A 23306-nucleotide genomic window follows, 5' to 3' on the forward strand; every position below is an offset into this window, starting at 1 on the left:
AGAAGGCCGCTCAGAAATCCTCGAGCGGCAACCCCACGTAGTTTTCCGCCAGCGCGGTGGAGGCCGCGTGCGAATGCACGAGGTAGTCGAGCTCGGCTTCCTGGATCTTCTGGCCGAAGGCGCCCGTCTCGGGAAAGCGGTGCATCAGCGAGGTGAACCACCACGAGAAGCGCTCGGCCTTCCACACGCGGCGCAGGCACAGGTCCGAATAGCGATCGAGCGCCGAAGCCGACTTCTCGCCGTAGAAGATCTCTAACGCACGCGAGAGATAACCCACGTCGGCCGTCGCGAGGTTCAGACCCTTCGCGCCGGTCGGCGGCACGATGTGCGCCGCGTCGCCTGCGAGAAAGAGCGAGCCGAAGCGCATCGGCTCGGCGACGAAGCTGCGCAGCGGCGCGATGCTTTTCTCCAATGACGGACCGGTCACCAGCCGTTCGCGGGCCTCCGGGTCGAGGCGCGCGCGCAGCTCGTTCCAGAAGGCCTCGTCGCTCCAGTTCTCGACACGCTCCTCGGTCGGCACCTGCACGTAGTAGCGCGAGCGCGTGGCGCTGCGCATGCTGCACAGCGCGAAGCCGCGCTCGGTGTTCGCGTAGATGAGTTCGTGCGACACCGGCGGCACATCGGCCAGCACGCCGAGCCAGCCGAAGGGGTACACCTTCTCGTAGGTCTGGATCGCATCGGCCGGCACGCTCGCGCGGCTCACGCCGTGGTAGCCGTCGCAGCCGGCGATGAAGTCGCATTCGATCTCGTGCGTCTGGCCATCCTTCTCGTAGCGCACGCGCGGCTTGGCCGAATCGAAGTCGTGCAGGCTGACGTTCGCCGCGCTGTAGATGGTCGTGAGGCCTTCGGCGGTGCGCGCTTCCATCAGGTCGCGCGTCACCTCGGTCTGGCCGTACACCGTGACCTGCTTGCCGCCGGTGAGGCCGTGCATGTCGATGCGGTGCCGCGCGCCCTTGAACAGCAGCTCGATGCCTTCGTGCGGCAGCCCTTCGGCGCGGGCGCGTGCATCGACACCGGCGCGGGCCAGCAGGTCCATCGTCACCTGTTCGAGCACGCCGGCGCGGATGCGGCCGAGCACGTAGTCGCCGCTCTGGCGTTCGACAATGACGTTGTCGATGCCTGCCTTGAAAAGCAGTTGACCGAGCAGAAGGCCGGCGGGGCCCGCGCCGATGATCGCGACCTGGGTGCGCATGTTCGTGTCTCCGGGAGGTGTTTCGCCGAGCGTAGGGCGCGGCCGGCCACTTGGTTCACGGCATTTGGAGGCTCTGTGCGATCATGCGAACGCGTGCGCGATGATCGCGCAACACTTCAAGTTGAGACCCGAATGACCATCGCCAAGGCTGATTTCATCGAGGGCATTGCCAAGGGAATGGCGGTGCTCGAAAGCTTCGATACCGAACGCCAACGCCTCAATGCCACGCTGGCCGCGGAACGCGCCGGCCTCACGCGCGCCGCCGCCCGGCGCCACCTGCTCACGCTCGCCCACCTCGGCTACCTGGAGACCGACGGCAGCTATTTCTGGATGGCGCCCAAGGTGCTGCGCTTCTCGGGGAGCTACCTCGCCTCGTCGCGCCTGCCGCGCGCGCTGCAGCCCACGCTCAACCGCTTGGCGGCGCAGACCGGCGAATCGTTTTCCGCGGTGGTGCTCGATGGCGAAGAGGTCGTCATCGTCGCGCGCAGCGGCAGCTACGGCACGCCGACGCGCGTGCTGGCCTACGGCCTGCACCTGGGCGCGCGGCTGCCGGCGCATGCGACCTCTACCGGGCGCGTGCTGCTGGCGGCCATGGCTTCCACCCAGCTCACGCAGTGGCTCAAGGGCCGGCACCTCGCGCGGCTGACGCCGCAGACCGTCACGCAGGCGCGGGGCCTGCGCACGCTCATTGCCCGCACGCGCAAGGACGACTATTGTTTTGCGAGCGAGGAGCACGAGCTCGGCGTGCAGGCGCTCGCGGTGCCGCTACGCGACATGCAGGGCCACACGGTGGCCGCGCTCAATGTGGTGCTGTCGGGCACGCGCTACCAGGAAGAGGCGCTGCAGCGCGAGATGCTGCCGCTGCTGTTCGAAGCGGCGCGCGAAGTCCGCTCGTTGCTCTGAACTGAACTTCGCCACGGCTGCCGCCTCGAATCCCGAAGACCGGACAACGGAAAAACAACCATGCGACTCCTGCTTCTAGAAGACGACGTGATGATCGGCGAGGCCGTGCTCGACCTGCTGCGCGCCGAGCAATACGCGGTGGACTGGGTCAAAGACGGCGAGGCCGCCGAGTCGGCCCTGCGCACCCAGCAGTACGACCTGGTGCTGCTCGACCTGGGTGTGCCGCGCCGTGACGGCCTGGAGGTGCTGCGCAGCCTGCGCGCCCGCAAGCAGCGCATGCCGGTGCTCATCGCCACCGCGCGCGATTCGGTGCAGCAGCGCATCGAAGGGCTCGATGCCGGCGCCGACGACTACGTGCTCAAGCCCTACGACCTCGACGAGCTGCTGGCCCGCATCCGCGCCTTGCTGCGCCGCGCGGCCGGGCGTGCCGAGCCGGTGTACGAGCACATGGGTGTGAGCATCAATCCCGCCACGCGCGAGGTCACGGTGGCAGGGCAGCCGGTGGTGCTGTCGGCGCGCGAATGGGCGGTGCTCGAGCCGCTCCTGGCGCGTCCGGGCATGGTGCTCTCGCGCGCCCAGCTCGAGGAAAAGCTCTACAGCTGGAAGGACGAGATCAGCAGCAACGCGGTCGAGGTCTACGTGCACGGTCTGCGCAAGAAGCTCGGCGCCGAGTTCATTCGCAACGTGCGCGGTGTCGGCTACATGGTGCCGAAGGTATGACCCGGAGCCTGACCGGATCGCTGCGCGCGCGCCTCCTGTGGTTCCTGCTCGCGGCCATCGTGCTGGCCGCGGGGGCGCAGGCCCTCGTCGCGTACCGCACGGTGCTGCACGAGGCCGACGACATCTTCGACTACCACATGCAGCAGATGGCGATGTCGCTGCGCTCGGGCCTGCCACCGAGTGCGGCGGTCGGCGGCATCGGCGGCGGCGAGCAGAACTTCGAGTTCGTGGTGCAGGTGTGGACCACCGACGGCGTGCGCGTCTTCGAATCCGCGGACCAGGCGGCGCTGCCGCAGCTCGCGGTGCTGGGCTTTGCCGACGTGCGCGCGCGCGGCACCACCTACCGCGTGTTCTCGATGCAGACGCGCGGCCTCGTGATCCAGGTGGCGCAGGACATGGCGGCGCGGCGCAGCATGGCCGGCACGCTGGCGCTGCGCACCATCGCGCCGGTGGCGCTGATGGCGCCGCTACTGATGCTGGTCGTGTGGTGGGTCGTGAGCCGGTCGCTCGCGCCGGTGGCCCGCGTGAGAACGCAGGTGGCCTCGCGGCAGGCCGACGATCTGTCGCCGGTGAGCGAAGAAGGCCTGCCCGAGGAGGTGCGCCCGCTGGTGCAGGAATTGAACCTGCTCTTCGGCCGTGTGCGCCATGCCTTCGATGCGCAAAAACACTTCGTCGCCGACGCCGCGCACGAACTGCGCTCGCCGCTTGCCGCGTTGAAGCTGCAGGTGCAGGGCCTGCAACGCGCGCCCGACGATGCGGCACGCGAGATCGCGGTGAGCCGGCTGGTCGCGGGCATCGACCGCTCGACGCGGCTGGTCGAGCAGATGCTCGCGCTGGCCCGGCACGAGGCCAACATGGCGGCCGGCGCGAAGCCGGAGCCGGTAGACCTGGGCGAGGTGGCGCGCCTCGCGATCTCGGATGCGGTGGCGGGCGCGCAGGCACGGCGCATCGACATCGGCATCGCGCATGCCGATGCGGCGGTGGTCGTCGAAGGCCAGCCCGAGGCGCTGCGCATGATGCTGCGCAACCTGCTCGACAACGCCGTCAAGTACACGCCTGAAGAAGGGCGCGTAGACATCGGCATTGCGAAGCTCAGCGATGCGGTCGAACTCAGCGTGGACGACAGCGGCCCGGGGCTGCCGGAAGCCGAACGCGAGCGCGTGCTCGATCGCTTCTACCGCTCGGGCGAACCGCAGGCGCCGGGCAGCGGGCTGGGGCTGTCCATCGTCAAGTCGATTGCGGAACTGCACGGCGCGACGGTGACGCTGGAAAAGTCGCCCAGCCTCGGCGGGTTGCGCGTGCGGGTCGTCTTCGCTCCCTCTCCCTCTCCCTCTGGGATAGGGCTGGGGTGAGGGCGATGTGCCGCCGATGAGGCGCGGCGGTTGGGTGGAGGCCGATGCCCTCACCCCAACCCTCTCCCAGAGGGAGAGGGAGTAAATCCCGAGACCGTTTAAGGCGCGCTTAAGTCAGCGCAACGACATTCCTTTCATCGTGTTTTGCGTCCATACGCAATTGAAAGGAACCGCTCCATGAACACCCGCCTGACTTCCCCCCGCGCCCTGGCGATCGCCCTGGCAAGCGCCGGCGTGATCGGCGCCGTCGGTGCCGGCGCCTACACCAGCGCCGTGAGCGCCCCGACCAACGCCACCCCCATCGCTGCGGCCCCCGCGATGGTGACGCTGCCCGACTTCTCCACCATCACCTCGCGCGACGGCCCCGCCGTCGTCAACATCAGCGTGACCGGCACCATGAAGGCGTCGGACGACGAAGCCGCCGCCGAGATCCAGGGCGTCGACCCCGAAGATCCGATGTTCCAGTTCTTCCGCCGCTTCCAGGGCCAGATCAACCCGCGCGGCCAGCAGCAGCAACAACGCGACGTGCCGGTGCGCGCGCAGGGCTCTGGCTTCATCGTCGACCCGAGCGGCATCATCATCACCAACGCCCACGTGGTGAAGGATGCGAAGGAGGTCACCGTCAAGCTGACCGACCGCCGCGAGTACCGCGCCAAGGTGCTCGGCGCCGATGCCAAGACCGACATCGCCGTGCTGAAGATCGACGCGAAGAACCTGCCCGTGCTCGCGCTGGGCAACACCAAGGACCTGAAGGTCGGCGAATGGGTGCTGGCCATCGGCTCGCCCTTCGGCTTCGAGAACACCGTGACGGCCGGCGTCGTGAGCGCCAAGGGCCGCTCGCTGCCCGACGACAGCTACGTGCCCTTCATCCAGACCGACGTGGCGGTGAACCCCGGCAACTCCGGCGGGCCGCTGCTCAACACGCGCGGCGAGGTGGTCGGTATCAACTCGCAGATCTACAGCCGCAGCGGCGGCTACCAGGGCGTGTCGTTCGCGATCCCGATCGACGTCGCCGTGCAGGTGAAAGACCAGATCGTCGCGACCGGCAAGGCCTCGCATGCACGCCTGGGCGTCGCGGTGCAGGAGGTGAACCAGGCCTTCGCCGATTCCTTCAAGCTCGACAAGCCCGAAGGCGCGCTGGTCTCGAACATCGAGAAGGGCGGTCCTGGCGACAAGGCGGGCCTGAAGGCGGGCGACGTGATCCGCAAGGTCGACGGCCAGGCCATCGTCTCTTCGGGCGACCTGCCCGCGGTGATCGGCCAGCAGGCGCCGGGCAAGAAGGTCACGCTCGAGGTGTGGCGCCAGGGCGAGCGGCAGGAACTGCAGGCCAAGCTCGGCGATGCCGGCGACAAGCCGACCCAGGTCGCGAAGGCCGACACCGGCGCGGGCCAGGGCAAGCTGGGTCTGGCGCTGCGCCCCCTGCAGCCGCAGGAGAAGCGTGAAGCGGGTGTCGATACCGGCCTCTTGATCGAAGACGCGGCAGGCCCCTCGGCACAGGCCGGTGTGCAGGCCGGCGACGTGCTGCTGGCCATCAACGGCACTCCGGCACAGAGCCTGGAGCAGGTGCGTGAAGTCGTGGCGAAGGCGACCAACAAGTCGGTGGCCCTGTTGATCCAGCGCGGCGAAGACAAGATCTTCGTGCCCGTCCGCATCGGCTGACGGCAGGGCGCAAGCGGATGAAGCCGCCAGGCAACCTGCCCCTCGTGGTGATCGAGGAGCGCGCGGCGGCCAGCGGCCTCTCCGCGCACATCCTGCCCACGTCGGCCACGATGATCGGCGTGTGCATGACCGTGATGTCCATCGGCCACCTCGGGCCGCGCGACGACATGCGGTTGCTGATCGACCGGCTTCTTGCCATCGACGCGCTGGTCTTCCTGGCCAGCGCGCTGCTGTCTTTCATCTCGATGCGTTCGCGCCGTTCGGGCGCGCGGCTGGAGGCCTGGGGCGAGATGGTGTTCATCGCCGGCCTCGGGCTGCTGGCGTTGGGAGCGGTCGCGCTGGCTTTCGCGCTGCGGTGAGCCTGGCCCGGCAGGGCCGCTTCAGGGCATGGCGCAGGGCCATTCGAGCCGCACGCGCGTGCCGCCGCCGGCCTGGTCGTCCGCCGGTTCGATTTCCAGCCGCGCGCCGATCGCCTGCGCGCGCGAGCGCATGTTCGAGATGCCGTGGCCCGCCGGCCTCGCGGCCGCGTCCACGCGCTCACCGGTCCCTCCGGTCCCGCCCGTCGTGCGGGACAGGCCCCGCCCGTTGTCGGTGAGCACGATGCGCACCAACGGCGGCGCTTCGTCCCCGTGCCAGCTCACCTGCATCACGATGCGCGTGGCAGCCGCATGCTTGAGCACGTTGGTGAAGGCCTCCAGCAGGATGCGCTGCAACTGCAGCGCGGCCTGCGCCGCGAAAGGCTCGATGGTGGGGATGAGCGCCACGTTCCAGACCAGTTCGATGCCGGCCGCGTCCAGCCGCGGCTGCAGCCGGTAGCGCAGCGTCGCCAGCACGGTGGAGAGGTCGTCCTGCGTGGGCTGAAGCGAATCGACCGCCATGCGCATCTCGTCGAGCGCGAGCTTCACATGTTCCTCGACCACGGCCCGGTCGGGCGCGGGCTGCGTCACCACGTTGAGCAGGCCCACCAGTTGCGAGCCGACGCCGTCGTGGATCTCCCGCATGATCCGCTGCCGCTCCACCAGCACCGCCTGTTCCTGCTGCTGCAGGCGCACCGTTTCGAAGGCGCCGCGCAGTTGCTCCTCGCGCTCGGCGACGCGTGCCGAAAGGCTGGCGTTGAGCGCGCCGTAGTCGGCCACGGTGCGGCTGTAGCGCTCGACCACGAGGCCGGCCAGGATCACCACGAAGAAGAACATCGCATGCGGCGTGAGCGTGTAGTAGGCACCGCCGAAGAGGCCCATGCGCACCAGCAGCAGGTCGTGCGCACCGGCCAGGATGGCCAGCATGCCCGCCGCCATCAGCACGCCCGCGATGCGCCGCCGAGCCACCAGCGCGCCGTGGATCACGTAGGGCAGGCAGACGATGGCGGTCACCTGAAGGACGACCAGGCCGATGGTCCACAGCAGCGGCTTGGCGAGCGCGAAGGAAGCGCAGGCCAGCGTGACCGACAGCGCCAGCGCCCCGTAGATCGAGCGCACCAGCCAGGGCGGGTTGCGGTCCAGCACCAGCAGCACGAAGCGCGCAATGAGCCCGATGTGGCAGGCGTAGCAGACCGCCACCAGCGCGCCCCAGAGCGGCCAGGGCACCGGCACTTCGGGCCAGACGCGGTCGAGGTTGCGCGTGACGCCCGAGAGCGCGGCCAGCGCGAAGCAGCCGTAGAGCGCATCCCGCTGGCGCAGCCACAGACCTCCGGCCAGCCCGCCCATCAGCAGCAGGCTCACCGAATACACGATGGCCGAGTTGTTGCGCCAGTTCTGCTGCGTGCGGTAGAGCGCGGCCAGCGGCGCCTCGGCGCCGTAGCGGATGCTCGCGAGCCCGCCGCCGCGCTGGCGCTGCAGCGTGGTCCGGATCACCAGTTGCTGCGGCTGGTCGCTGCGGTGCAGTGCCGCCGCGACCGGCACCAGTTGCGAGCCCTTGGCCGCGTCGTAGCCGGGGTTGCCGAGGCTGCCGAAGCTCGCAAGCAGCGCACCGTCCAGCGAGATCGTCACCTGGTTGCCCACGCCCGAGAGCAGCAGCGCGGCGGGCCCGCCCTCGGGCACGGCCACGGCCGGCAGTTCGATGCGGTAGCTCGCCTTGCCGCCGCGGCCGGGAAACGCGTGGTCCCATCGAAACGGCAACTGAACCCGGCGCACCTGCGGCGGCAGGCCGTCGGGCTCCAGCGTGGCCTCGGCGGAGCGCACGTCCATGCCGTCGGGCAGGCTGCCGGCGGCATCGACCGAGCGCGCATGGCCGGTGGAGGCCGGCAGGAGCAGCGCGGGGGCCAGGACCAGGAGCGACAGCGTTGCGGCGGCGAGCACGGGCCAGCGCAGGCCAGCCCGCCGGATCGCCTCAGGGAAGCCAGCCCAGGTTGCGGGCTTCGAACACAGCTTCCGATTTGTTGTGCACATCCAGCTTGCCGTAGATATTGCGGATATGGGATTGGACCGTCGACGCCGAGACTCCCATCTGCGCGCCGACTTCGACATAGGTGAAACCACGAGAGACCAGCCCGAGCACCTCCGATTCGCGCGGCGACAGGCGCTCGGGCGCCACGGTGGAGAAGCGGGCGGCACTGGCGCCGGGGCTCGCCGGGGCGGGCTGCGACGCGTCGGCGCGGGTTTGCCAGCGCCGCAGCAGCTGCCGTGCGATCACCGGCGACATCGGCGAGCCGCCCGCGCGCAGGTTGCGGATGTGGGTGGCGAGGTCGGCTTCGGTGCCGTCCTTGAGCAGGTAGCCGCTCGCGCCGGCCTCGAAGGCCAGCACCATGTTGGCCTCGTCGCCGAAGATCGACAGCACCATCACCGCGCAGGCCGGCTGCATGCTGCGGCAGCGGCGAATCACCTGCAGGCCGGGCAGGTCGGGCAGGCCCAGGTCCACCAGCAGCACCTCCACCGGGTTCTCGCCCAGCCAGCGCAGCATGTCCACGGCGTTCGAGGCGCTGTAGGCCAGCGCGAGCGAAGGGTCGGCACCGATGACGCGCGCGATGCGCTCGCGCACGCCGGTGTCGTCCTCGACCAGCGCGACCTGCGTGGTCGTCATGGCATGGGGCCGCGGGCGAGGCGCATGGGCGGGTTCCTGGGAGGGTTGCGACAGCCGCCAGCCTACGGACAGGCGAGGCGCTTGCCCATCCTATAGATGAGGGAGGCGGGCGGTGGGCTTTTGCGGTTTGCGCGGCTCGCGTGGCCTGGGCGGCGTGGGCGGGCTGGACGAGGTGCGCGCCGCAGCCTTGCCGAGCCGCCCCGCGACGAGCGCCAGGTGCTCGGCCAGCGCCGGCGGCGACTCCACCTCGAAGTCATGCCCGAGGCAACCCAGCCACACGGCCAGCGCATCGAGCGAATTGGCCGCGGTCGCGATCCGTGTCGTGCCGTCGTCGATCGCTTCGGGCACCCCACCGACCCAGCCCAGGTGCGCCTCCAGCGCCTTGGCCGGCGCATGCACCACGACGCTTGCGTGGTGCAGGTAGGGCGAGACACGCAGCGCCTGCGCCATGTACGCCGCCACGTCGCCATGCGGCAGCCGGCGCGGCGTGAAGCGCGCGCCGGTCGGCACGGGCGCCACGATGCGGTCGAGGCGAAAGGTGCGCCAGTCTTCGCGCGCCGTGTCCCAGGCCAGCAGGTACCAGCGCTGGCCCGACTGCACCACCCGATGCGGCTCCACCGTGCGCGCGGTCGCCTTGGCGTGGTGGTCGCGGTAGTCGAAGCGCAGCGCCGCTCGGTCGGTGCAGGCTTCGGCAAACAGCGTGACCGCCTTCAGCCTCACCTCCGACTTGCCGCGCGCGAGCGGCACGACCGCCGCGCGCACGCTGTCGAGCCGTTTGCGCAGCCGCGGCGGCATCAACTGCTCCAGCTTGGCGAGGGCGCGCATCGAGGCGTTCTCGATGTCGCCCTTGCCATCGCTCGGATTGCCAAGCCCCAGCGCCACCGCGATGGCCTCTTCGTCTTCGAGCAGCAGCGGGGGCAGGGCGGTGCCGGCGCCGAGCCGGTAGCCGCCGGCCACGCCCGAGGTCGAGTCGACCGTGTAGCCCAGGGTGCGCAGCCGGTCGACGTCGCGGCGCAGCGTGCGCTCGGTGATTTCGAGGCGTTCGGCCAGCCCGGCGCCGGTCCATGCGCGTTGGGCCTGGAACAGGGAAAGGAGCCGGATCAGGCGTGCGGAGGCGGACAGCATGGGCCGCATGATGCCTCGGATCGAGGACAGGATCTGTCCGCAATGGGTCGTAGCCTCGGGTTTCTCTTTCGCCACTCAAGGAACCACCCATGAAGAAGACATACAACGGCAGCTGCCACTGCGGCAAGGTCCGCTTCCACGCCCTCATCGACCTCGCCGCGGGCACCGGCAAGTGCAATTGCTCGATCTGCATGAAGTCCCGCGGCTGGGGCGCCATCGTCAAGCCCGAAGAGTTCACGCTGCTCTCGGGCGAGGAAAACCTGTCGAGCTACCAGTTCGCCTCGCACAGCGCCGAGCACCTGTTCTGCAAGACCTGCGGCATCAAGTCGTTCGGGCGCGGCAATGTGCCGCAGATCGGCGGCGCTTACGTGAGCGTGAACGTGACCTGCCTGGACGACGCGACGCTGGAAGAACTCTCGACGGCGCCGGTGCGCCACATGGACGGGCGCAACAACAACTGGTTCGAGGTGCCGGCGGAGGTGCGCTATCTCTGAGGAGCCGGCGCCATGCCGTGGCGGCGCTTGGCTTCGGCGCTGTCGTCCGAGGCCATGAAATCGAGCAGGGCGCGCACGGCGGCCGGGTGTGGGGTGCCGACGCCGGGCGCGGCCGAGAAGGTCGTGACGATCTGGATCGGCTGTGGCAAGGGACCAAGCAAGCGGATGCCTTCGAGGCCGATCAGCTCGCTCATCTGCTGGAAGCCGAGCGCAGCCTCGCCGCGTGCGACCAGCGCACCGACCGGCACGCCCGGCGGTGCCTGCACGAGGCGGTTGCGGACCTCGTCGGCGATGCCCCAGCGCGCGAACAGCGCGAGCAGCGCCACGCCGCTGGGGCCTGTCGAATAGGCGATGTTGGCCGCCGACTGAACGGCGTGGCGCACGGCATCTTCCGTGGCGATGTCGGGCAACTCGGCATCCGCATGCACCGCGACGCCGACCTCCGAGCGGACGATGTCGACCTTGCCCGCCGCATCGAGCCTGCCCGCTGCAATGAGCTTGTCGATCGCGTCCGAAGCCAGGGCCACCATGTCGAACGACTCGCCATCGACTACGCGCCGTGCGGCATCGATGCCGCCCGCTGCCTCGAAGGAGACCGGCACGCCGGTGCGCTGCGCGTATGCCGCCGCGAGTTCGTCAAGCAACCCGCGGGTCGCCATCGAGCAGATGCCCCGCAGGGACGTTGCCATGGGTGTCAATCCGGCTTGATGTTGGCTTCGCGGATCAGCTTGCCGTAGCGCGCCGCATCGCTCTTGAGCAGGTTCTCGAACTGCGCGGTCGGACCCGGCAGCGGCACGCCGCCGGCTGCGGCGAGCTGCTCGCGCACCTCCTTCGAATCGATCGCCTTCTGCACCGCCTCGTGCAGCTTGGCCAGCACCGGTGCCGGGAGCCCGGCCGGCGCCACGAAGCCGTACCAGACGCTGGCCTCGAAACCCGGGTAGCCCGACTCGGCCACCGTCGGCACGCCCGGCAGCACGGCGGAGCGCTCGGTGCTCATCACCGCCAGCACCTTCAGCTTGCCGCCCTTCACGAGCGGCAGCACTTCGAGCGCGTTGACCGCCACCACGTCGACGTGGCCGCCCAGCACATCGGTGATCGCCTGCGCGCCGCCCTTGTAGGGCACGTGGCTCAGCTTGAGGCCGGCGGTGTGCTGGAACAGTTCCATCGCCAGGTGCGGCGTGGCGCCGTTGCCCGGCGTCGCGACGGTCACGCCGCCCGGCTTGGCCTTGGCCGCGGCCACGAGTTCAGGCAGCGTCTTGATCGGCGAGCCTTCGCGCACCGCGAACACCACGGGCACGCGGCCGACCATCGAGATGGGCGTGAAGTCGCGGTCCAGGTCGTAGGGCGCGGGCTGGTACATCGACGGGTTCACCGCGAGCGCATTGGCCGCGAGCAGCAGCGTGTAGCCATCGGGCGCGCTCGATGTCAGCGACTTGATCGCGATGTTGGTGCCGGCGCCGGGCTTGTTCTCCACGACCACGGGCTGGCCGAGGACCGTCGCCATGCGCTGGCCGACGGAGCGCGCGATGGCATCGACCGCGCCGCCGGCGCTGTAGCCCACGAGGATCTTCACGGGCTTGGAGGGATAGGCGTCGGCTGCGCTCACGCTGAGAGAAGCGCCGAGCGCAAGGAGGCCGGCGAGGGCAAGGAGATGGCGGCGGAGAGAGGATGTCTTCATGGTTTCACGGGAGGGCGGGGCGCTGGCTGTGGTGCGTCCCAGGTCTGCGGCGCGGCATCCTTGCCGGCCACCGAATACAGCGCGCCGGGCGCGTTGCGTGTCTGCTGGAAGTCTTCCAGCGTCTGGCCGCGCATGGCGGCGTAGATGTGCAGGTTCGATACGCCGACGACCGCGCCGAGCTTCTCCAGCATGAAGAAGATGACGCCATAGTGGATGAGCCCGCGCCAGTCGCGTTCGCGCACCAGCGTGCGTTCCTGCGGCGTCAGCGCCGCGGCATCGAAGGCTGCTTCTTCGTCGGCGAGAAAGCGGGCGCGATGCTCGGGCCGCGTCATGCCGTGCAGGAACTTGTTGAGGCGGTATGCGCGCACGCTGGTCTCCAGCGTGAACGGATGCGTGCCTTCGAGCGATTCGACGCCGGCCAGTTGCTCGGCCATGTGGCGGCGATGGCGCTCTATTTCGCGGGCAACGGGCGGGCTCGCGAGGTTCTCGTAGATGGCGGTCGCGATGCCCGTCATCGACGGCAGGTAATAGCTCTGGTGCGTCTTGCGGATGTTGGACGAGAGCGCGCCGCGCATCACCAGCCACATGATCACTTCCGCGCCTTCCATGCCGCCGAGCGTCGCGAGCTCGGCCTGCGTCATCTCGGTGAGGCGCACCGGATCGTTCTCGATGAGCTCGAAGAACTGCGCGTCCCACGCGGTGTTGTTGAAGCCTGCGCGCTCGCCGTGCACCTGGTGCGACAGCCCGCCGGTGGCGACGATGGCCACCTTCAGGTCTTCGGGATAGCTCTCGATCGCGCGGCGCAGCGCCTGCCCGAGCCGGTAGCAGCGCCGTGCCGACGGCACCGGCGACTGCAGCACGCCGACCTGCAGCGGAATCACCGGCACCGGCCACGCGGGCTCGTGCGGGCACAGCAGCGACATCGGCGAGAACACGCCATGGTCGAGCGCGCGGTCCTGGAAGAAGGACATGTCGAACTCGTCCGCCACCAGCGAGCGGCCGATGTGCTGCGCGAGCGCCGGATGGCTGGCGAGCGGGGGCAGGTCGCGCGCGCCGCCGCCTTCGTCGGCCACCGCGTGCTGTTCGCCCACGCCGAGCGAGAAGGCCGAGTAGTGATCGAAGAAGAACGCGCTGACGTGGTCGTTGTAGATGAAGAAGAGCACGTCGGGCTGGCGCTCGGCGAGCCAGCGCTGCACGGGCGCGAAGGCCTCGAAGATCGGCGCCCACACTGGATCCTGCTGCTTCTTCTTGTCGAAGGCGAAGCCGATGGTGGGCGTGTGCGAGCACGCGACGGCGCCGATGATGCGAGCCATGGTGGTTCTTCTTCAGTCGATGTAGCGCAGGCCGGCCTTGGCCAACGGCTCGCGCATGGCGTACATGTCGAGGCCCAGCTCGCCGGCGGCGAAACGCTCGCGCTTGGCGGTCTCATTGGCCTCTCGGGCCTCGGCCGCATCGGCCACCTGCTGCGCGCGCGCGGCCGGCACGATGACCACGCCATCGATGTCGGCAACGACCACGTCGCCCGGGTTCACCAGCGCGCCCGCGCACACCACCGGCACGTTGACCGAGCCGAGGGTTGCCTTGATCGTTCCCTTCGAATGGATCGCGCGGCTGAACACGGGGAATCCCATCGCGTTGAGGTCGCGCACGTCGCGCACGCCGCCGTCGATCACCAGACCCTTGCAGCCGCGCGCCTTGAACGAAGTGGCCAGCAGGTCGCCGAAGAAGCCGTCGGTGCTGTCGCTGGTGCAGGCTGCGACGACGACGTCGCCGGGCTTGATCTGCTCGGCCGCGACATGCAGCATCCAGTTGTCGCCGGGCTGCAGCAGCACGGTGACTGCGGTGCCGCAGAAGCGCGCATCGGGGTGGATGGGACGGATGCGCGGCTGCATCAGCCCGAGCCGTCCGAGCGCTTCATGCACGGTGGAGACGCCGAAGCGCGAGAGCTTTTCGACCGCGGCCGCATCGGCGCGCACGATGTTGCGATGCACGACGCCGAGTTGTTGTGGAAGGGTGTTGTGCGACATGGTCAGAGGCCTTTGGCAATGAGTGCGCGGTCGAGGCGCGGATAGACGCGGCGTGCGTTGCCTTCGAACACCTTGTGGCGCGTTTCGGCATCGAGCATCGGCGTCGCGTCGATGTAGCGGCGCGTGTCGTCGTAGAAGAACCCGGTTTCCGGATCGATGCCGCGCACGGCGCCGATCATCTCGCTCGCGAAGAGGATGTTGTCCACGGGAATCACGCGCGTGAGCAGGTCGATGCCCGGCTGGTGATAGACGCAGGTGTCGAAGAAGATGTTGTTGAGCAGGTGGTCTTTCAGCAGCGGCTTCTTCATCTCCTGCGCGAGCCCGCGAAAGCGCCCCCAGTGGTAGGGCACCGCGCCGCCGCCGTGCGGGATCACGAAGCGCAGCGTGGGAAAGTCGGTGAAGAGGTCGGAGGTGAGGCACTGCATGAACGCGGTGGTGTCCGCATTCAGGTAGTGCGCGCCGGTGGTGTGAAAACAGGCATTGCAGCTCGTGCTGACATGCACCATCGCCGGGATGTCGTGCTCGACCATCTTCTCGTAGAGCGGGTACCAGTGGCGGTCCGACAGCGGCGGCGAAGTCCAGTGCCCGCCCGAGGGATCGGGGTTGAGGTTGATCGCCACGAAGCCGTACTCGCGCACGCAGCGCTCCAGCTCGGGGATGCAGCTGCGCGGATCGACACCGGGCGATTGCGGCAGCATCGCCGCGCCGATGAAGTGGTCGGGGAAGAGCTCGCTCACCCGGAAGCACAGCTCATTGCAGATCGCGGCCCAGGTCGACGAGGTTTCGAAGTCGCCGATGTGATGCGCCATGAAGCTTGCGCGCGGACTGAAGATCGTGAGGTCGCTGCCGCGTTCCTTCATGAGGCGCAGCTGGTTGCCCTCGATCGATTCGCGCAACTCGTCGTCGCTGATCTTCAGGTCGGCGACGCGGGGCTTCAACGCCGGGTTTTTCAGCCCCGCGATCTGCTGGGTGCGCCAGTTCTCCAGCGCCTTGGGCGCGGTGGTGTAGTGGCCGTGGCAGTCGATGATCATTTCTTGCAACCCAATTGGTTTGGCTCGGAGCCATCGAGTGTGGTCGCGGACCCGCTGGCGTGGGGTGAGTTCGGGTTGCCCTACCATCAGACTTTCTTATCGATAGGGTTTACCCGGAAGGCTGAAATGAGTGAGGCGCACCAACCAGACAAAGTGATCGGCAGCGCGCTCGCCATCAACCTGCGCCATCTGCGCGCGTTCTCTGCCGTGGCCGCCGCCGGCAGCATCGCCAGGGCCGCGGACGAGCAGCTCTACCGCGTCGCCTCGGGCGTCACGCGCTCCATTTCCGAACTGGAGAGCGCGCTGGGCAGGCCGCTCTTCGATCGCCGCGCGCGCGGCATGGCGCTCAATTCGTACGGCGACCTGGTGCTGGTGCGCGCGCGCCGCATCGAGCGCGAGTTCGAGGAGGCGCGCGCGCAGCTCGTCGCGCGCGGCGGCATCGGCGCGACCGCCGATGTGCCCTCGCTCTTTGCGTCGATCCTCAATGGCCGCCGGCTCGCGGTGATTGCGAGCCTGGTCGAGAAGCGCAACATGCCGGCGGTCGCGCGCGAGTTCGGCATCACGCAGCCGGCCGTCAGCAGCGCGCTGAAGGACCTGGAGGGCGGACTCGGCGTCGCGCTGCTCGAACGCAAGGCGCGCGGCCTCGCGCCGACGACGGCGGGGGAGATCGTGGCCCTGTATTTCAAGCGCGTGCTCGCGGAGCTGCGCCACATCGGGCCGGACATCGCCGCGAGCGAAGGCATGTTGCAGGGGAGCGTGACCGTCGGCGCGCTGCCGCTCGGACGCACGCAGATCCTGCCGCTCGCGATCGCCTCGCTGCTCGCGCGGCATCCGGGGCTGCATGTGGCCACGGTCGAGAGCCCGTACGACGCGCTGGCCGCATCGCTGCGCAGCGGCGACGTCGACTTCATCCTCGGCGCGCTGCGCAGCCCCGCCGAAGCCAGGGACCTGCAGCAGGAAGCGCTGTTCGAAGACAGCATCGCGGTGATCGCACGCGCAGGCCATCCGCTGGAGCGCATGCAGCGCATCGACTTCGATGCGCTGCGGCAGGCGACGTGGGCCCTCTCGCGGCATAACACGCCGTCACGCGAACTGCTGGAGCGCTTCTTCTCGTCGGCGCGCGAGGCGCCGCCGATTCCTGCAGTAGAGACCGGGGACCTCGCCGTGCTGCGCGGCCTGCTGCTGGAGAGCGACATGCTCACCGCGATCTCGCCGCATCAACTGCGCTACGAAATTCGCGACGGCAGCCTGGTGGTGCTGGACTTTCCGCTCGACGAGACGCGCCGCGAGATCGGGCTGACGCAGCGGCAGGGCGCATTGGCGTCGCCGGGGGCGAGGGCGTTGATGGCGGAGATCGCGGCGGTGCTGGCGCGGTCCCCGGATTTCCGGGCGAGGGCGAGGCGGACGGGCGGTTGATCAGCGCTTATCCGGTTGCGGTGCGCTTCGATCGAACCGGAGTCCCGCAGCGGTTCCACTCCCGAGATCGAGCACAAAGCGCATCTCCGCACCTTCCGAAACAAGCTGGAGACTGAGCTTCGCCTGCAGCGTGTCGCAGCGCAGGTGCGCGCTCTTCCCCGCAGCGGCCGCGTCGCGCACCGACAGCGAATCGATCTGTGCCGTCACGCCGCGGCCCACGGCCTCGGAATGCAGGCCGATGCGGTTGCGGCCCGCGTCGCGGCCTTCGAGGCGGCCTTGCAATCCCGAGAGCGCGAAGACCCCGTCGCCGAGTTGCAGGTCGCCGGACAGCGAGGTGCGGCCCAGCAGGAGGCGCGCCTGCTCGGTCAGCCCGCTGCCCCCTTGGCCGCGGCCGCAGCGCAGCATCGACTCGGCGAACGCCTGCAACTGCAGCTTGCCGCGCTCGGAAATCCACGGGCTCAGCAGCGCGCCGCGGCGCTCGAAGGTCACGCCGGCGAGCGGAGCCGAGGCGAACTGGTAGATGTAGCTGCGGCCGTCGGGCGCATCGACATAGATGCCCAGCCGGCTCACGCCCATGCGCGAGTCGGGGCCGACGTGCTCGACCGTCGCGTCGTTGAAATCGATCTGCCCGCCGCGTAGGGGCACCGTCACGTCGGCATCGAAGAGCAGATGCGCATCGGTGATTTTTCCGCGGATGGTGCCGTGGGCCGTGCCGAGCGGGGCGAGGCTTGTTGCATCGGCCTGCGCTTGAGGAGCGGGCGCCTCTGCAGCCGGCGCCGGTGCATGTGCGGTGGCCCATGCCTCGCGCAGTCGCGGCGGCATGCGCAAAGGACCATGCAGCTTCAAGCCCGAGAACTCCGCCTCGCGGGCCTCGACGCCAACCAACTGCGGCGCGCCGGCTTCGCTGCGTATCTGCGCGACGAGGCCGCGCACGGCCACACGGCCGATCTCCAGCTTGAGTTCGCCTGAGGTGAGATGAAGGGAGGCCGCTTCGAGCTGATCGATCCGGAGGCTGGCCGTACCGTCCTTCTCCGGCCCCCAGGCCAGGCCTTCGATCGCGAAGCGATTGCCCGCGGTGCCGTCGGAAGCCGCGAGGTCCACGCCGAGCAGCAGTTGAAGGATGGAGGACGCGAGAGGAGTCGCCATGGCCTTCTTCTACCAGACCTCGCCATGCCGTTGTGTCGGCCTCCGGCGCATGTGCGGCACACCGGATGGTGGCTCTTCAACCGGGTAGCGGCCCGGCTTTCAGGGCTTGCGCATGACGCGCTCGATCCACGCGAGCAGCACCGCCACGACTTCATCGCGGTTGGTTTCGTTCAGCGTCTCATGGCGCGCGCCGCCGAACACATGGCAGGACACATCGCGCAGCCCCGCCTCGCGGTAGCGCTGCACCAGGGGATAGAACCATTCGGCCTTGTTGCTGACTGGGTCCTGGTCGCCGGTGAAGAGGTACAGCGGCAGCTCGGGCCTGATGCGCGATTGCATCGCCGCGGGCGCCAGATCGTCGAGGTTCGCGAACATGGAACCGAGGCCCTCGGCCGACACCGTGAAGCCGCACAGCGGATCGGCGATGTACTTGTCCACTTGCGCCGGATCGCGGCTGAGCCAGTCGAACGGTGTGCGCACTTCGGGCAGCGCGGCGTTCATGTCTTCGAGGCGGAAGCCGCTCTGCAGCGCGGTGCCCAGCAGGTCGAGGGCCGAGGTGCCCGAGAGCACCGCGCCAGACAGCAGCTCGCTGTGCCGCACCAGGTAGTACTGCGTGGCGAAGGAGCCCATGCTGTGGCCGAGGAGGATGAGCGGCAATCCCGGATGCGCGGCGCGTGCGTGGCGGCTCAGCAGCGCCATGTCGTCCACGAGGCCGGCGAAGTTGCGCGGACCGAATTCGCCGAGTTCGTTGTTCGCCAGGGCATAGGCGCCATGGCCGCGGTGCTCGTTCGCGTAGACGACGTAGCCGGCCTGCGTGAGCGCATCGGCAAGCGAGCGGTAGCGCAGCGAATGTTCGCCCATGCCATGCGCCAGCTGCACGATGGCCCGTGGCGTTCCGGCCTGCCAGCGGTGGGCTTCCACCGGGTGGCCGTCGTTGGCGGTCAGTTCGAAGTTTGTCTCGGTATTCGGCATGCGGTGTCCTCTGTGGAAGAGGGTTGCCATCCTAGTCGTTGAAGGCCCGCAGCATCGCCTTGCGCAGCCACATCTCCGCCGAGTCCTTGTCGGTCACGGCACGCCAGGCGAGCTTGATCTGGTAATCCGGGCCCTCGAAAGGCAGGGGCTCGAAGCGGAGTCCGCCTTGCGCCGACAGCGCCAGTGCCACGTGCTCGGGCACCGTGGCCAAGAGGTCGGTGCCGGCGAGCACGGCGGGGAGGCTGCCGAACTGCGGCACCGAAAAAGCCACGTCGCGCTGGCGCCCGATTTCGCCGAGTGTTTCGTCGACGGTGCCGCACAGGTCGCCCGCATAGGTCACGAGCACGTGGCGGCGCCGACAGTAGTCGTCGAGCGAAAGCTTTCCGGGCACGGTGTCGGCGCGCAGCATGGCGAAGCGCGCCGTGCGGACCTTGCGCACCTTGGCGTCGGCGGGCAGGTCTTTCAGGAACGACATCACCACGCTGACCTCTCCCTGCTCCAGGTAGCTCATTGCGTTGCGATAGCAGACCGTGAGCGTCACCAGCTTGGCGCGGGGCACTTCGGCGCTCAGGGCGCGCAGCAGGCGCGGCAGCATCGCGATCTGCAGGTCATCGGTGAGGCCTATGCGGAAGATCGGCGCGGCGCGATCGGGCTCGAAATCGGCCTGCGCGCGGAACGTGGCTTCGATCTGCGCGAGCGCGGGGCCCAGGCCCTGCATCAGCGCCAACGCGCGCTCGGTCGGCTCCATCACCCGGCCGTGACGCACCAGCAGCGGATCTCCCGTGAGTTCGCGCAGCCGCGCCAGCGCGTGGCTCACCGCGGGCTGGCCGAGGTTCAACCGCTCCGCGGCGCGGCTCACGTGACGCTCCCGCATGAGCGCGGCCAGCACGGTGAGCAGGTTCAGGTCGATGCGGTTGAGTTCGACGGGTTTCATCGGAGGTCCTGGCGTTATCGATCGCGTGCATAGCGGCTATCCGGCGAATCGATTTCCTTGATTGTGCTGCGGCCCCTAGATTGATGCCATCGGTCAATTCAAGAAGGAGATTTTTTCATGAGCAGGATGGTTCGCTTCCATGTGTTCGGCGGTGCCGAGGTGCTGAAGATCGAGGAGACCGGTACGCCGGCGCCCGGGCCGGGCGAGGTGCGCGTCGCGGTGCAGGCCATCGGCCTGAACCGGGCCGATGCGCTGTGGCGCGAGAACCTCTACATCGAAGACGCGACGCTGCCGGCCGGGCTGGGCAACGAGGCGGCGGGCGTCGTCGAGGCGGTCGGGGAGGGCGTCGAAGGGCTGAAGGTGGGAGACAAGGTCGCGGTGCTGCCGGGCGCGGGGCAGGGCCGCTACCCCACCTATGGCGAGAACATCCTCCTGCCGGCGGCGCACGTGGTGCGGTATCCCGGCAACCTGTCGGCCGCGCAGGCAGCGGGTGCCTACATGGCGTACCTCACGGGCTACTTCCCGATGTTCGAGATGGCGCAACTCAAGCGTGGCCAGGTGATGCTCGTCGCCGGTGCCTCGTCGGGCACGGGCATCGCGGCGCTGCAGATGGCGCGCGCGGCGGGCATCGTCGCCATCGCGGTCACGCGCACGGCCGCCAAGCGCGATGCGCTGCGGGAGGCGGGTGCAGCGCATGTCGTCGTGACGGACGATGAAGACGTGGTCGAGCGCGTGATGAAGCTCACCGAAGGCCGCGGCGTCGACCTGGTGTACGACGGCGTGGGCGGCGCGCAGGTCGAGCGGCTCGGCGATGTCGTCGCGCATCGCGGCTGGTACGTGCTGTATGGCCTCTCGGGCGGCGCGGAGTTCAAGTACCCGGTGATTGCGCAGTTCCGCAAGAGCTGGCGCTTCCACGTCTACAAGGTGCTGGAGCACACCGGCGCGGCCACGATGGGATTGCCGCGCGACGAGGCGGCGCTCGCCCGCGCGCTGGCTTTCATCGACGCAGGCCTGGCCGACGGCAAGCTGCAGGTGCGCATCGACCGCGAGTTCGCATTCGATGACGTGGTGCAGGCGCACCAGTACCTGGAGCGTGCGGGGCATATCGGCAAGGTCGTTCTCACGGTTTGATGGGCGCATCGGCGGGCAGGGGCCGGGCGAGCTTCTTGCACGTCGGGGCAAGTCCCATGGCGGCAAGCGCGACCCGGCGGTAGATTGCAGGCACGCCCCCGTGGCAAACAATGGTTTTCAACCCCCTGACCCCCCAGGAGTGCCCGTGGACGCATGGTCGAGCCAGCAGCTTTCTCCCTTGTACGGACGCGAGGTGTTCCGCTCGCGCGAAGCGGACGAGACACACGCGCTGGTCGCCCATGAGCTGAAGGACCATCGCAGCGTCTGGGGGCGTGGCAAGGTCGATGCGGTGTTCTGCCGCGCCGAGCTGAGCGCACTGTCGCTGTGCATCCTGCGCTACGGGTGCGACGTGGACATCGAGCCCGATGCGCTCGGCAACTTCGTGCTGGTGCAGATGCCGCTGCGCGGCCATGCCGAAATCCGCACGGGCGGCCAGACGCTGCACATCCATCCGGGGCAGGGCGCGGTGGTGTCGGCGCACAAGCCGGTGCGGCTGCGCTGGCATGCCGACTGCGAGCAGCTGATGCTCAAGATCGAACTGGGCCGCCTGCAGGAAGTGGCGCGCCGCGCCTTCGCCGCGCGCCACGCCGACGAGGTCGGCGAGATCGATTTCGACATGCCGCTGCGGTTGGACGACGCCGCCGGCACGCAGTGGTGCCGCATGGTGGCCAACCTTGCGTCGCTGCTGCCCGCAGCGGGCGACAGCAGCACCGCGTACGACCCGCGCTGGCTGGCCCATTGCGAAGACAACCTCATGCTCTACCTGCTGTGCCACCGGCCCAACTCGGTGCGGCGGCAGCACGATGCGCTGCGGCTCGGTTCGGAGGCGGCCAGCCTCGGGCAGCTGCGGCGCGCCGAGGAGTTCATGCGCAGCCGGCTCGACACGGCCGTCTCGCTCGAAGAGGTGGCGGAGGCCGCGGGCGTGACGCGGCGCATGCTGGCGCTGCTCTTCAGGCGCCACCGCGACCTCTCGCCGATGGAGGTGCTGCGCAACATGCGGCTCGATGCCGCGCATGCGCAGCTTGCGCGCCACGACGGCGCGAGCGTGACGCAGATCGCGCTCGACTGCGGCTTCTCGCACCTGAGCCGCTTCGCCGCCTGCTACCGGGAGCGCTTCGGCCAGCTCCCGCGCGAGACTTCAAGACATTAGGACTTCATCGCGCACTTCGCGGCCGAGCTGTCCTGGTAGTTCTGCAGCACGGTGCCGATCACCTTGTTGGTGATGCGGCCGCTGGCGTCCTTGCCGATCACGCGCAAGTAGTAGTTCTGGATCGGGAAGTTGTTGGCGCCGTAGCTGAAATCGCCGCGCACCGACTTGTACTTCGCGGCCTTGATCGCCTTGAGCAGCGCGGGCTTGTCGGCCACCTTGCCGCCGGCATCGCGCACGGCCGCGTCCATGGCCATCAGCACGTCGTACGCCTGGCCGGCATAGAAGGAGGGATTGCGTCCGTTGTTCTGCTGGCGGAACGCGGCCACGAAGCGCTGGTTGGCGGGGTTGTCCAGGTCGTAGGACCAATGCGCGGTGTTGAAGAGCCCGAGCATCGGCTCGCCGACGGCGGGGATCATGTCCTCGTCGGCCGAGAAGGCGGTCGAGATCAGCGCCACGTCTTTCGACAGGCCCGCACCGACGAACTGCTTGATGAAGCTCACGCCCATCGCGCCGGGCAGGAAGAAGTAGAGCGCGTCGGGCTTGCTCGCGCGGATCTGGGCGATCTCGGCCGAGTAGTCGAGTTGCCCGAGCTTGGTGTAGAGCTCGTCGCCCACGGCGCCCTTGAAGTTGCGCTTGAAGCCGCTGGCCGCGTCCTTGCCGCCGGGATAGCTGGGTGCGATGAGCGCCACTTTCTTGAACCCCTTGTCGGAGGCGAACTTGCCCGCGGCCTCGTGGTACGCATCGTTGGGGTACGACGCGCCGAAGAAGTAGGGATTGCACTTGGCGCCCGAGTAATCGCTCGGGCCGGTGTTGCTCGACAGGTAAGGCACCTTGGCTGCGAAGAGCGGCGGGCCGACGGCGAGCGCAACGGACGAGCCCACAGGGCCGGTGAAGAGGTCGATCTTGTCGCGCAGCAGCATGCGCTCCACCACCTGGCGGGCCAGGTCGGGGTTGCCGGCGGTGTCGGCCTCGACGAACTCGACCGGCACGCCGCCGAGCTTGCCGTCGAGCTGTTTCATCGCCACGGCGAAGCCGGCCTTGGCCTCGGCGCCGCCGACGGCGAAGGGGCCGGAGAGGTCCATCGCAAGGCCGACCTTGACGGGCTGGGCCTGCGACAACGATGCGCCGGTAACGACGGCCAAGGCCAGTGCGGCCGTTCGGATGCTTGCCTGCGACATGAGAAATCTCCTCTGAAGGGATTCGGTGGACGTGGGGGGTGAATGCAATGCGCGTCGCAGTCTGCGTGCCGCCGTGGCATCGGGCTATCCGTTTCCTGCAGCGACGTCGCTTGCAAGAAATGGACAGACAGCGGCAAGGGCGCTGCCCAGAATTTCGCAAGCCCCACCACTTTGGAGACACCC

Annotated in this window: 22 protein-coding genes; 9 read left to right on the forward strand and 13 right to left on the reverse strand. The window is 68.9% G+C overall.

The window, feature by feature from the left end; all coding sequences use genetic code 11:
• Positions 1 to 10: 10 nt before the first annotated feature.
• Positions 11 to 1192 carry a 4-hydroxybenzoate 3-monooxygenase gene (gene pobA / locus QFZ83_RS09970; protein ID WP_307505580.1) on the reverse strand — a complete coding sequence of 394 codons (1182 nt, stop codon included), beginning with the start codon at positions 1190 to 1192 and terminating at the stop codon, positions 11 to 13.
• A 132-nt stretch (positions 1193 to 1324) separates the two neighbouring features.
• Here pobA and QFZ83_RS09975 point away from each other — a divergent pair, with 132 nt between their 5' ends.
• The 5 genes from QFZ83_RS09975 to QFZ83_RS09995 all read left to right on the forward strand — a co-directional run bounded on the left by QFZ83_RS09975 (position 1325) and on the right by QFZ83_RS09995 (position 6185).
• On the forward strand, positions 1325 to 2095 hold the full coding sequence (locus QFZ83_RS09975; RefSeq protein WP_306878207.1) for an IclR family transcriptional regulator C-terminal domain-containing protein: 771 nt from the start codon (positions 1325 to 1327) through the stop codon (positions 2093 to 2095).
• A 60-nt stretch (positions 2096 to 2155) separates the two neighbouring features.
• Positions 2156 to 2815 carry a response regulator transcription factor gene (locus QFZ83_RS09980; RefSeq protein ID WP_176657107.1) on the forward strand — a complete coding sequence of 220 codons (660 nt, stop codon included), beginning with the start codon at positions 2156 to 2158 and terminating at the stop codon, positions 2813 to 2815.
• The gene (locus tag QFZ83_RS09985) at positions 2812 to 4167 is read left to right on the forward strand and encodes an ATP-binding protein (RefSeq protein ID WP_307505587.1); all 1356 of its coding nucleotides are present in this window, start codon (positions 2812 to 2814) and stop codon (positions 4165 to 4167) included. The genes QFZ83_RS09980 and QFZ83_RS09985 overlap by 4 nt, the downstream gene beginning before the upstream one ends.
• A 177-nt stretch (positions 4168 to 4344) precedes the next feature.
• Positions 4345 to 5826 carry a Do family serine endopeptidase gene (locus tag QFZ83_RS09990; protein WP_307505590.1) on the forward strand — a complete coding sequence of 494 codons (1482 nt, stop codon included), beginning with the start codon at positions 4345 to 4347 and terminating at the stop codon, positions 5824 to 5826.
• A 17-nt stretch (positions 5827 to 5843) separates the two neighbouring features.
• Positions 5844 to 6185: a hypothetical protein gene (locus QFZ83_RS09995; RefSeq protein WP_307505593.1), complete on the forward strand. Its 342-nt coding sequence runs from the start codon at positions 5844 to 5846 to the stop codon at positions 6183 to 6185.
• Positions 6186 to 6206: 21 nt separating this feature from the next.
• Here the strand turns inward: QFZ83_RS09995 and QFZ83_RS10000 are convergent, their stop codons facing one another.
• From QFZ83_RS10000 to QFZ83_RS10010, 3 genes are all read right to left on the reverse strand, one after another.
• A complete protein-coding gene (locus QFZ83_RS10000; protein WP_307505598.1) occupies positions 6207 to 8120 on the reverse strand; it encodes an ATP-binding protein in 1914 nt (637 codons plus the stop codon).
• Positions 8121 to 8151: 31 nt separating this feature from the next.
• Positions 8152 to 8841 carry a response regulator transcription factor gene (locus tag QFZ83_RS10005; RefSeq protein ID WP_013541004.1) on the reverse strand — a complete coding sequence of 230 codons (690 nt, stop codon included), beginning with the start codon at positions 8839 to 8841 and terminating at the stop codon, positions 8152 to 8154.
• Positions 8842 to 8931: 90 nt separating this feature from the next.
• Positions 8932 to 9966, reverse strand: coding sequence for a YafY family protein (locus tag QFZ83_RS10010; RefSeq protein ID WP_307505601.1), 1035 nt, complete (start codon positions 9964 to 9966; stop codon positions 8932 to 8934).
• A gap of 89 nt (positions 9967 to 10055) precedes the next feature.
• Between QFZ83_RS10010 and QFZ83_RS10015 the strand changes: the two genes are divergently transcribed.
• Positions 10056 to 10460: a GFA family protein gene (locus QFZ83_RS10015; RefSeq protein WP_307505603.1), complete on the forward strand. Its 405-nt coding sequence runs from the start codon at positions 10056 to 10058 to the stop codon at positions 10458 to 10460.
• Here QFZ83_RS10015 and QFZ83_RS10020 read toward each other — a convergent pair.
• Genes QFZ83_RS10020 through QFZ83_RS10040 form a run of 5 tightly spaced genes read right to left on the reverse strand, consistent with a single transcriptional unit; the run spans position 10451 to position 15196 of the window.
• Positions 10451 to 11149: a substrate-binding domain-containing protein gene (locus QFZ83_RS10020; RefSeq protein WP_307505607.1), complete on the reverse strand. Its 699-nt coding sequence runs from the start codon at positions 11147 to 11149 to the stop codon at positions 10451 to 10453. The two genes, QFZ83_RS10015 and QFZ83_RS10020, sit on opposite strands and share 10 nt — an antisense overlap.
• A 5-nt stretch (positions 11150 to 11154) precedes the next feature.
• Positions 11155 to 12138 (reverse strand): tripartite tricarboxylate transporter substrate binding protein, encoded by a 984-nt coding sequence (locus tag QFZ83_RS10025; protein ID WP_307505610.1) that lies wholly within the window; start codon positions 12136 to 12138, stop codon positions 11155 to 11157.
• Positions 12135 to 13451, reverse strand: coding sequence for a gallate dioxygenase (locus QFZ83_RS10030; RefSeq protein WP_307505613.1), 1317 nt, complete (start codon positions 13449 to 13451; stop codon positions 12135 to 12137). Before QFZ83_RS10030 ends, QFZ83_RS10025 begins: the two co-directional genes overlap by 4 nt.
• 12 nt (positions 13452 to 13463) lie before the next feature.
• Positions 13464 to 14165 carry a 4-carboxy-4-hydroxy-2-oxoadipate aldolase/oxaloacetate decarboxylase gene (ligK, locus tag QFZ83_RS10035; RefSeq protein ID WP_307505616.1) on the reverse strand — a complete coding sequence of 234 codons (702 nt, stop codon included), beginning with the start codon at positions 14163 to 14165 and terminating at the stop codon, positions 13464 to 13466.
• A 2-nt stretch (positions 14166 to 14167) separates the two neighbouring features.
• Entirely contained in the window at positions 14168 to 15196 is a 1029-nt protein-coding gene (locus QFZ83_RS10040; protein ID WP_307505619.1) for an amidohydrolase family protein, read from the reverse strand.
• 126 nt (positions 15197 to 15322) lie between these two features.
• On the opposite strand from QFZ83_RS10040, the gene QFZ83_RS10045 reads away from it, so the two are divergent.
• Positions 15323 to 16612 (forward strand): LysR family transcriptional regulator, encoded by a 1290-nt coding sequence (locus QFZ83_RS10045; RefSeq protein ID WP_307505622.1) that lies wholly within the window; start codon positions 15323 to 15325, stop codon positions 16610 to 16612.
• Here QFZ83_RS10045 and QFZ83_RS10050 read toward each other — a convergent pair whose 3' ends face one another.
• The 3 genes from QFZ83_RS10050 to QFZ83_RS10060 form a co-directional block, all read right to left on the reverse strand.
• Positions 16613 to 17758, reverse strand: a complete 1146-nt coding sequence (locus QFZ83_RS10050) for a hypothetical protein (protein WP_307505625.1) — start codon at positions 17756 to 17758, stop codon at positions 16613 to 16615.
• 99 nt (positions 17759 to 17857) lie between these two features.
• Entirely contained in the window at positions 17858 to 18730 is an 873-nt protein-coding gene (locus QFZ83_RS10055) for an alpha/beta fold hydrolase (RefSeq protein ID WP_307505628.1), read from the reverse strand.
• Positions 18731 to 18761: 31 nt separating this feature from the next.
• Positions 18762 to 19664 (reverse strand): LysR family transcriptional regulator, encoded by a 903-nt coding sequence (locus QFZ83_RS10060; protein WP_307505631.1) that lies wholly within the window; start codon positions 19662 to 19664, stop codon positions 18762 to 18764.
• A 117-nt stretch (positions 19665 to 19781) separates the two neighbouring features.
• Here QFZ83_RS10060 and QFZ83_RS10065 point away from each other — a divergent pair, with 117 nt between their 5' ends.
• Complete coding sequence (locus QFZ83_RS10065; protein WP_307505634.1) at positions 19782 to 20795, forward strand: zinc-dependent alcohol dehydrogenase family protein; 1014 nt, start codon at positions 19782 to 19784, stop codon at positions 20793 to 20795.
• Positions 20796 to 20940: 145 nt separating this feature from the next.
• Positions 20941 to 21945 (forward strand): AraC family transcriptional regulator, encoded by a 1005-nt coding sequence (locus tag QFZ83_RS10070; protein WP_307505637.1) that lies wholly within the window; start codon positions 20941 to 20943, stop codon positions 21943 to 21945.
• Here QFZ83_RS10070 and QFZ83_RS10075 read toward each other — a convergent pair.
• Positions 21942 to 23123, reverse strand: a complete 1182-nt coding sequence (locus QFZ83_RS10075; protein WP_307505640.1) for an ABC transporter substrate-binding protein — start codon at positions 23121 to 23123, stop codon at positions 21942 to 21944. The two genes, QFZ83_RS10070 and QFZ83_RS10075, sit on opposite strands and share 4 nt — an antisense overlap.
• Positions 23124 to 23306 lie beyond the last annotated feature (183 nt).

Origin of the sequence: Variovorax sp. W1I1 (assembly GCF_030815625.1) — a bacterium.
Lineage (GTDB): Bacteria > Pseudomonadota > Gammaproteobacteria > Burkholderiales > Burkholderiaceae_C > Variovorax > Variovorax paradoxus_C.